Source organism: Thermodesulfobacteriota bacterium (assembly GCA_040756475.1).
Lineage (GTDB): Bacteria > Desulfobacterota > Deferrisomatia > Deferrisomatales > JACRMM01 > JBFLZB01.
The window spans coordinates 1-7,871 of record JBFLZB010000203.1 but is presented as its reverse complement, the minus strand read 5'-3'; the positions used below and the strand labels follow the sequence as shown (position 1 = coordinate 7,871).

The 7,871-nt window shown below is 71.3% G+C and carries 14 protein-coding genes; all 14 read right to left on the bottom strand.

The window, feature by feature from the left end; all coding sequences use genetic code 11:
• A partial coding sequence (locus AB1578_20105) for a ParB N-terminal domain-containing protein (protein ID MEW6490197.1) occupies positions 1-474 on the bottom strand: 474 nt, incomplete at its 3' end.
• Positions 467-1,117, bottom strand: coding sequence for a hypothetical protein (locus AB1578_20100; protein MEW6490196.1), 651 nt, complete (start codon positions 1,115-1,117; stop codon positions 467-469). The genes AB1578_20105 and AB1578_20100, both read right to left, overlap by 8 nt.
• Before the next feature lie 11 nt (positions 1,118-1,128).
• Entirely contained in the window at positions 1,129-1,485 is a 357-nt protein-coding gene (locus AB1578_20095) for an ASCH domain-containing protein (protein ID MEW6490195.1), read from the bottom strand.
• Positions 1,473-2,858: an alpha helicase gene (locus AB1578_20090; GenBank protein ID MEW6490194.1), complete on the bottom strand. Its 1,386-nt coding sequence runs from the start codon at positions 2,856-2,858 to the stop codon at positions 1,473-1,475. The genes AB1578_20095 and AB1578_20090 overlap by 13 nt, the downstream gene beginning before the upstream one ends.
• Before the next feature lie 334 nt (positions 2,859-3,192).
• Positions 3,193-4,908, bottom strand: coding sequence for a phage/plasmid primase, P4 family (locus AB1578_20085; GenBank protein MEW6490193.1), 1,716 nt, complete (start codon positions 4,906-4,908; stop codon positions 3,193-3,195).
• Positions 4,905-5,252: a hypothetical protein gene (locus tag AB1578_20080; protein ID MEW6490192.1), complete on the bottom strand. Its 348-nt coding sequence runs from the start codon at positions 5,250-5,252 to the stop codon at positions 4,905-4,907. Before AB1578_20080 ends, AB1578_20085 begins: the two co-directional genes overlap by 4 nt.
• Before the next feature lie 298 nt (positions 5,253-5,550).
• Positions 5,551-5,757 carry a hypothetical protein gene (locus AB1578_20075; protein MEW6490191.1) on the bottom strand — a complete coding sequence of 69 codons (207 nt, stop codon included), beginning with the start codon at positions 5,755-5,757 and terminating at the stop codon, positions 5,551-5,553.
• Positions 5,754-5,972, bottom strand: coding sequence for a hypothetical protein (locus AB1578_20070; GenBank protein MEW6490190.1), 219 nt, complete (start codon positions 5,970-5,972; stop codon positions 5,754-5,756). The genes AB1578_20075 and AB1578_20070 overlap by 4 nt, the downstream gene beginning before the upstream one ends.
• A gap of 281 nt (positions 5,973-6,253) precedes the next feature.
• Entirely contained in the window at positions 6,254-6,436 is a 183-nt protein-coding gene (locus AB1578_20065; protein ID MEW6490189.1) for a hypothetical protein, read from the bottom strand.
• Positions 6,433-6,639: a hypothetical protein gene (locus AB1578_20060; protein MEW6490188.1), complete on the bottom strand. Its 207-nt coding sequence runs from the start codon at positions 6,637-6,639 to the stop codon at positions 6,433-6,435. The genes AB1578_20065 and AB1578_20060 overlap by 4 nt, the downstream gene beginning before the upstream one ends.
• Positions 6,636-6,845, bottom strand: coding sequence for a hypothetical protein (locus tag AB1578_20055; GenBank protein MEW6490187.1), 210 nt, complete (start codon positions 6,843-6,845; stop codon positions 6,636-6,638). The genes AB1578_20060 and AB1578_20055 overlap by 4 nt, the downstream gene beginning before the upstream one ends.
• Complete coding sequence (locus tag AB1578_20050; GenBank protein ID MEW6490186.1) at positions 6,842-7,027, bottom strand: hypothetical protein; 186 nt, start codon at positions 7,025-7,027, stop codon at positions 6,842-6,844. The genes AB1578_20055 and AB1578_20050 overlap by 4 nt, the downstream gene beginning before the upstream one ends.
• A complete protein-coding gene (locus AB1578_20045) occupies positions 7,024-7,236 on the bottom strand; it encodes a hypothetical protein (GenBank protein MEW6490185.1) in 213 nt (70 codons plus the stop codon). The genes AB1578_20050 and AB1578_20045 overlap by 4 nt, the downstream gene beginning before the upstream one ends.
• Positions 7,233-7,382: a hypothetical protein gene (locus AB1578_20040; protein ID MEW6490184.1), complete on the bottom strand. Its 150-nt coding sequence runs from the start codon at positions 7,380-7,382 to the stop codon at positions 7,233-7,235. The genes AB1578_20045 and AB1578_20040 overlap by 4 nt, the downstream gene beginning before the upstream one ends.
• Positions 7,383-7,871: the final 489 nt, after the last annotated feature.

The following is a 7,871-nucleotide window of genomic DNA, read 5'->3' as shown; positions in this document are numbered from 1 at the left end:
GAGGTGCCGGGCGTCGTCGCAGCCGGCCTCCACCCGGACCGGCAGGGCGACGTCGACCGGCAGCCGCCCGGCCTCCACCAGGAGCCCCACCGCCCGGTGCCGGCGCTCGCCGGCGATGAGCCAGTAGCTGCCCGGGAGGTCGGGGCGCGGCCGCACCAGGAGGCTCTGCTTGACCCCGCCCGCCGTGACGATGCTCTCGGCGAGCTCCTCGAGGGGCTCCGGGGCGAAGTGCCGCCGGGGGTTCAGGGGGCTCCGGTCGATGACGTTCCAGGGCAGGAATGCCAAGTCGCGAGCGCTCTCCGGAGCCAATTCCTCGACGGTGGCCGGCGCCGCGGCCGCTCCCTCCCGAGTCCGCCGGCCGCGGGCCTCGGCCAGCCGGTCGGCCAGGTGCAGCTCGGCGGGGTTCGCCTTCTTCCTGCCGCCGCGAACGCCGTTCGTGCCTTCGGTCTTCATCTTTCTCGCGGGCTCACTCATCGTTCCCTCCCTTCGCTCCGAGCCGGCCCGAGGTGAGCAGGCTCACGAACCAGTGCTTGTCGACCTTGCCCAGGTGGATCTCGCCGAGGTGCTCCAGGACGAAGCGCCGGAGATCGGGCTCCAAGACGAGCCACTGGTCCCCGCCCTGGGCCGCGGTGCGCAGCGTGCCCCGGGGCTTGGCCCGGAGCATACCCATACGGATCCAGCGAACCACCGTCGTGGGGTCCACTCCGAAGCACATCGCCACGCTGCGCGCCGTGTAGCCCTCGCGCTCGGACCGGAGGTGCCGGCGGGTGAGCTGGATCTTGATGGCCGCGTGGGTTCGGGGGTAACCCGCACGGCGCAGCTTCAGCGCCAGGCGATCGAGGCCCAGGTGGGCGTTGCGCTCGAGGAGGGCGAGCTCGGCGGCGCTCCAAGGGGCCGGCTTCCGCACGGTCTGGTAGCACCCCAGCGCCGCGGCCCAGCGGCCGAGCCGCCAGCGGGGGATGTTCCAGGCCGCGCTCAGGCGCCGAAGCGCCGGCCGCCGGCCCCGGGGCGGCTCGGCGTAGAGGCGCCGGAGCTCCCGCTCGAGCTCGGGCGTGAGCACCCACTTGGGGCGCTTGCCCTTCCGGTTGCCGGCGCGCTCTTCTCGCGCCGGAAGCATGGCCGCCTCGCTCACCACTGGATCAGACACCCTTCGAAGGGCAGGCCGTGGACGCGGTCGAACCAGTCCACCAACTCGGCCACGTCGGTGAAGCCGTCGGCCCGGGCGAAGGCCTCGCCGGCGGAGAGGGCCAGGAGCTCGCCGGCCACCAGGATGTCGCCGCCGCGGCTGACCCGGACCGGCCGCACGGCCTTGCAGAGAACCTGGCGGAGCTTTCGGCAACCCTGGGTCCGCATGCCGGCGTAGAGGTGCAGGGTCTGCCCCGCCTTGGGGTCACGCCCGTCGCGGCGCCGGGCGCGCAGGGTCTGGCGCTTCTGGCCGGACTCGACCAGCGGGGCGAAGCGGGCGGCGAAGTTCAGCGCGGGCATGGGGCCTCCTTGGTGTTTCGGCTCGCCACGATCCGCCCCTCGGGGAAGACCTGCCGGGCCACGAGCACGTGGTGGGCCTCTTCGGCAGAGTAGCCCTTGAGATGGGCGAGCTCCTCGCGGAGGAGGGGGGCGTGGTCGGGGTACTGCTGCCGGGCCAGGGCCAGGAGCGCCGGGGTCTCGGCGATGAGGTAGGGGATGCCGCCCCGGCTCTCGCCCCGCACGCAGAGGAGCGGCGCGGGCTGGGGATCCTGGGCCGCGGGGACTTCCGGTTTTTCGACCGGGTTCGAGGCCAGGTGGAACACGGGCGGCAGACCGGCCAGCACCCAGGCGCGCACGTCGCCGCCCGCCTGGGCGTACTCGCCGGGGTCCTTGCCGGCGGGCACGGGCCAGCGACGGGCCCGGGGGTAATGCTGCAGCCACCAGCGGGCCGCCTTGCCGCCGGCCTGGTTCGCGTCCAGGTCTGTGGCCACCAGGATGGCCAGGGCCCGGGCCAGCACCGCGGCGGCGGACTCCCTGGGCTTGGCGGTGGCCGTGGTGAGCGGCAGAACCTGCACCAGGTCGCCGGCGGCGTGGGCCACCAGCAGGGCGTCGAGGTCGCTCTCGACCACGACCACGGCCCGGGCGGCGAGGTCGCCGAGCAAGACCAGGTCGTTGCCCGCCCCGGGCACCTGGTAGTAGCGGGGCCGGCCCTCCTCCACGTGCTCGCGCCGGATGCGCAGCCGCACGACAATCCCGGTGGGGGCCAGGGTGGGGATGAGGATGCCGGCCGGGAGCCAGAGCTTCTTGGGCTTGCCGTCGGACCGGAGCTCCTGGGGCAGGCCCCAGGCGGCCCGCGGCCGGTAGACGTCGCGGGCGATCCAGCCCAAGCGGTAGCGCTCGACGGCCGGGCGCGGCAGGCCCCGGCCGGCCAGGTAGGCCAGCGCCTGCGGAGCCGCCAGCAGGGCCTCGTGGGCGGTGGCCACGAGCTTGGCCGCCCGGGCCTGCCACTGCTCCTCGGGCGTAGTGGCCGGCGCGGGCACGAACTCGGGCGCCTGGGCCGGCGGCGCCGGCGGCCGGAGGCTGCGCAGGGGCCGGGAGCGAGGAGCCAGGGCGTCGTCCCGGGCCGGGCAGCGGGTGGCCGGGCAGGTGACGGACGAGCACCGCAGCCCGAGCTCGGCGTGGGCCTGCGGGCAGCTGAGGCCGCAGAGCCGCAGGAAAGCCACCTCGCCGCCCGAGTGCTCGCACCCCCGGCAGTAGAAGACCCAGCTGCCGCGCCGCTCGGTGACCACGAACCGGTCGTTCCCGCCGCACTCGGGGCACGGCCCGGCCCACTCGCGGGGGGTTTTCTTCTTCAATCCAGGGATGCGGGCCTGGGCGAGTTCGAGGAGGCGCATTTCACAAGCTCACTTCTCATCCTGTCATCATGGGGTCATCATGCTTCATCATGCCCTATTAACTATTTGATTTTATTTTCTTTTTTTCTCAAACCAAGATGAAATGATGAATATCCCAAGAACTAGCAGACGAAAAAAGGAAAAGAGAAAGCAGAAGAAGGGCACACCCGCGTACGCGCGCGCGTGCCTGGGATTTTCATCCTCTCATCATGGCTTCGTGGTTTTTTGCCCGCCGTTCCGCCAAACACCCCCCCATGATGAGCCATGATGACCCCATGATGAGCCATGATGATCCGCCCCGCCCCCCTCGGTAGATCTCTCCAGGACGAGAAGGTCATCCTGTCACCTCGTGCACTTCGAGCCCGTAAACCTTGAGATTCCCCCCCACGACCTCGGTCTTGTACCCCTTGCGCCGGAGCTGGTCGGCGAGGCTCTTCTTGGTGGGGATGTAGCGCTTGTCCTCGTCGACGCTCTCGGCGTACCACTTGCCGAACTGCTCGTAGAGCCAGGCGAAGCGGATGGTGCGCTCGGCCGATACCCGGGTGGCCTGGGCCTCGAGGAAGCGCTCGAGGTGGTCTTCGTCGCGGCGCACGGCCTCGGCCGCGGCCAGGATGGCCTTGGGCGGTTGGAGGCCGCCGAACTGCTGCCACTCGAGGCAGCCCTTGACGAGCCAGGCGAGGATGCCGGCGGGGTCGGCCAGGAGCCGGGCCTTGAGGGCCACGTCGCGCGGCCGGTAGAGGTGGGCGTTCTGGGGGTCGCGCTCCTGGTGGGCGGCCACGTCGGCGACGAAGCGCAGCGGGTACCAGAGGTAGACCAGCCGCCGGAAGAGCGCGAAGTCGGCTGCCAGGCCCTTGGGCGGGTGGTTGGTGTAGAGCACGAGCTTGTGGCTGGGCTGGAAGTTGATCTCGTACTTGTCGTGGGGGCTTCGGCCGTTGAGGGTGTCGCCGCCGGTGAGCCGCTTGACCTTGGCCGCCGAGATGCGGCGGTTCTGGTCGGTCTCGCTGGCCACGACCAGGCGCCGGCCGTGGAGCGCGATGATGTCGGCCGAGGCGCTGCCCGAGGTCTTGGCGTTCTTCTGGTCGAGGAGCATCTCGGGCTCGATGGCCCAGGAGAGCTCGCCCATGACCTCGCGCAGCACCTCGAAGAGGGTGCCCTTGCCGTTGGCCCCCTCGCCGATGAAGCAGGCGATGAAGTGCTCGGTGGTGAGGCCGGTGAGGGTGTAGCCGAGAAGCCGGCGGACGAAGGCAACCATCTCGGCGTCGCCCTGGTGGATCTCGTCGATGAAGCGTTCCCAGTCGGCGTTGACCTGGTCGATGCCCCGGTACTCGATGGGGATGGCCCGCACCAGGAGGTCGGCGGGATCCCCGGGCCGGAGCTCGCCGGTCTCGAGGTCGATGACGCCGTTGGCGCAGGGCAGGAGCAGGGGCTTGCGGTCGATTTCGTCACCGACGATGGCGAGAGGGTCCTCGATGCAGTGGGCCCAGGTGAGGCAGTTTCCCGCCCCCCGCACCGCCCGCAAGCGGTCGACACGCTTGTTGAGTTCCTTGCGGCGGGCAGCCGCCCGCTGGGCCAGATTCCCCACGGCCCCGGCCTTGGCCTTGGCCGCCGCCTCGCCGTCGTGGTCCTCGCGGCGGGCGCAGGCCTTGGCCTCTTCCTCGAAGTCGGCCTTCTGCTCCTCGAGCTCGCGGATTTCTTGGGAGACCCGGGCGGCGTGGGTCTGGTACCGCAGCGCCACCTGGTCTACCGCCGCGGTGGCTTCGTTCATACGGTCGGGCGCCCAGTGGTGGGCATTCCACTTGAGCCAGGTGCCCGTGGCCTTGTTGTGCAGGTACCGCCCCCGGTGGAGCGTCGCGTAGAGCACGCCGTCGCCGCGCTCGTTGTTTGCCAGACACGAGAGCACGAAGCGCGGGTCGTCGGGCCCGTCGCCGCCCTCGGCCGGGTCCCCCGGGGTGTCTCCCTGGAGCTGTTCGGCCTCCTCCCGCGTGCGTGCCTCCACCTGGGCGCGCAGGGCCCCGAGGTCGACGACGTTGTCCTTTCCCCCGTCGCTCACGGGCTCCCCGCCAGGCGCCGCTGCCACGCGCGCACGGTGTCGGGAGAGAGACGGCAGGCCTGGGCGATCACCGGCACCGCGGCCCCGGCCGCAGTGAGCAGCCCGACGAGCACCACCTGGCGCTCGTCGGCCACCGACCCGTGCAGCGGGGTCCCTGTGCGGTAGGTGACCCACTGCCCGCACCCGTTGCAGTGCACCCGCCCCCCCTTCTCCCACGTGGCCGCCTGCCGCCCCTCGAAGCGCGCGCCGCAACCGGGGCACCGCGGCCCCTCGGGGCACCACGCCCGTTGCAACAGCCCCCGTGCCGCAACTGGATCGATCAGCCCGACCGCCTCATCGAGCATGAGCTAACCCCCTGCCAACGCTAAGAATTCCATTCTTCCAACCCTTCACAACATCCCATGCGGACCCGAAATCCGGGGCTTTCGGAACCGCAGGCACAGAAATAGGGGGAAGGACCCGCGAGGGCCGAGCCCATGATGCAGCTGCCTCCGATGTTAGGTTGCCGGCTCCCAGGATCTCTGTCTCTTTCTGGACAGTCGCCAAAAAGGGGTGCGGGGAGGACGGCAAACCACGGTGGCCGGGCTGCTCGGCATCCCTTGAATCAACCAGGCGAGAGAGCAAGAACGTCATGGGTTGCCCTCAATCATTGAGCAGGGCCGACATCACCGGGCAGTTCGCCGCGTGCTCGAAGCGGGAGAAGCACCAGGTACAGGGCCCCCACGGATTCACCGGCCACAGGGCCGGGCAGCCCACGGCGTGGCTGTCGGCGGGGTCGCCGCACCAGAGGCACAGGCCCGCCAGGCGCATCGCGTCCAGGGCATCCAGCTCTTTCGCCAGCGCACTCACGCCACGGCGCCGCCACGTTCACCGGCCTGGCTCTTCCAGGAACGGCAGGTAGCCCGGAGCAGCACCACGAAGCCCCCCACGCCGCACCGGCTCGGCGGGCTGTCCCATTCGCCACGGCTCGGGTCCTGGCGGCGGTGGAGGCAGCGGGCGCAGCTCTGCCACGCCGGGTTCTCGCGGTAGCGCTGGCGCTGCTTGGCGCGTGCGAAGCCGTTCACGGTGGGCCTCCTCGAGCAAAGGGTCACGGTGCGCCGCCAGGTCCACGGGCTCGGGGCGCGCGGGCATGGAGAGCGCGGCAATCCATCGGTCACAGCCCAGCGCCCACCCGCCGGGCATCGCCGGAGTCCAGCACACCCCTTCGGGCTGCCGGCACCGCGGGGCCAGCCCCCACCAGGTCAGATAGGCACACCCGCCGCACCCTGCCATCAGAGCCAGCCCCCGCACCGGGGGCATACGGGGCAGTCGGGTCAGGTGACCCGGTGGCCACAGTGGGGGCAGGTCATGCCGCGGGCTCCTCGCAGTCGGCGTGGTCCTGGAAGAACGCCTTGCCGCGCCTGGCGAACTGCCGCACCGACACCGGCTTGGGGCCGAGGTCCTCCACCTCGCCGCAGCGCTTGCACCGGAACCCGAAGGGATCCCCGTCGCGGCCGTCGCAGAACACGACCCAAGTCGGCTCGCTCATCGCTTCTTCCTCTTGGCCGGCTCCTCTACCTCCACCACCACCGCGCAGATCGCACGGCGGCCCGTCCGCCGCAGCGCGGTCTCCACCACGGCCTCGCGGGCATCCTCGCCCCGCACGCTGGCGAAGAGGGGGCAGCGAAGCCCCGCCAGGAGGTCGCGCACCTCTCCCAGGGGAAGGCGCGTGGTCTGCGCTGCCGGCGTCACAGGGGCACCGCGGCGGGCAGGGAGTAGGCGAAGGCCTCCCGGTAGCAGGGGTGCACGAAGGTGGCCAGGGGGAAGGGGATGAAGAGGCGCTCGCCCCAGATCAGCACCTCGGGCAGGCACACGAAGGCGGGGATGCGAACCGTGCCGATCTGGCGGCAATCGGCGGTGTGGAGGGTGACCTGAATCGTGGGATCGTCTGGGGTCATGTGGCCACCTCCAGGGCTGCGAACGCCGTTCGCGGGGGCAGAGAGGCCTCCGCGCGCCAGCCCTCCACGCACGCGGGGCAGATCCCGTGAGAGATGCCTCCCGGCGCACCGCGGGCCGGCTTCACGCCGAGCTCGGCGCCGCACCACGCGCACACCGACCGGATCACGTCGGAGGGTGTCATGGCGCCGTCTCCAGGCGGCGCAGCCGCCCGCGCAGGGCCTGGGCTACGCGCTTCTGGAGCCCGGGCACTTCCAGTGCAGCTACGCACTGCTCGCGGGAGAACCGCGCCACCGCTGCCACGCGATCCTTGCTGTCGATGGCCTCGACCCATTCGCGGTGGCCGTATCCATAGTCGGTTTCGTACCTGAAGGGGTTCTCGCGGTCTCTCATCGCAGCGGCACCCCGGCGAGCACCAGCGCCAGCACCATGCCCAGGGCCGTGCCCACCAGAATCACCAACAGGGCCAGAATCGTCCCTGCCAACTCCGCCGCGTCGCGCCATGTGGCGATGCCCATCTCCCGAAGCAGCTCACGCATGCGGCACCTCGCGAAAAAGTCCCGGGGGCCGGAGGAGGGCCCCCGGGCAAGGGCCGGCCGGGGTGGCCGGAGTCGCTCGAAAGAAGAGGAGGCCTCTCACCTCCATGGGCCTGGGTTCGCCTGGTGACTCTCCAGGGCTCCCGGTGGGCTCCGGCCGGGGTTACCTCCGCAGTGGGGGGCGCGCTGAACCCCGAAAGTGCATGACCCCTGGTGGCCGCTCTTTGGTTCCCGCAGAAGCGGCCGAAACTGCGTGCTCCGGGGTGCCTTCGAGGGCAACCCTATGGCCCGAAGCGGGGCCTCTTCGTGGGGGGAGCGCGGGCGGCAGCTTTCGCCGGTCACCAGATGCCTGGAGGGGGGCCGTCCCTGCCGTCTAGGCCCCCGGCACACCCTCTCCGCTTGCCCTCGCGGGGCAGCTCCCCCCTCTCCTTGGGGTTTCGAGAACATCCCGGTTACCCTCGTCCGGGGCCGCGCTCTGGCGGCGGGTTAGGC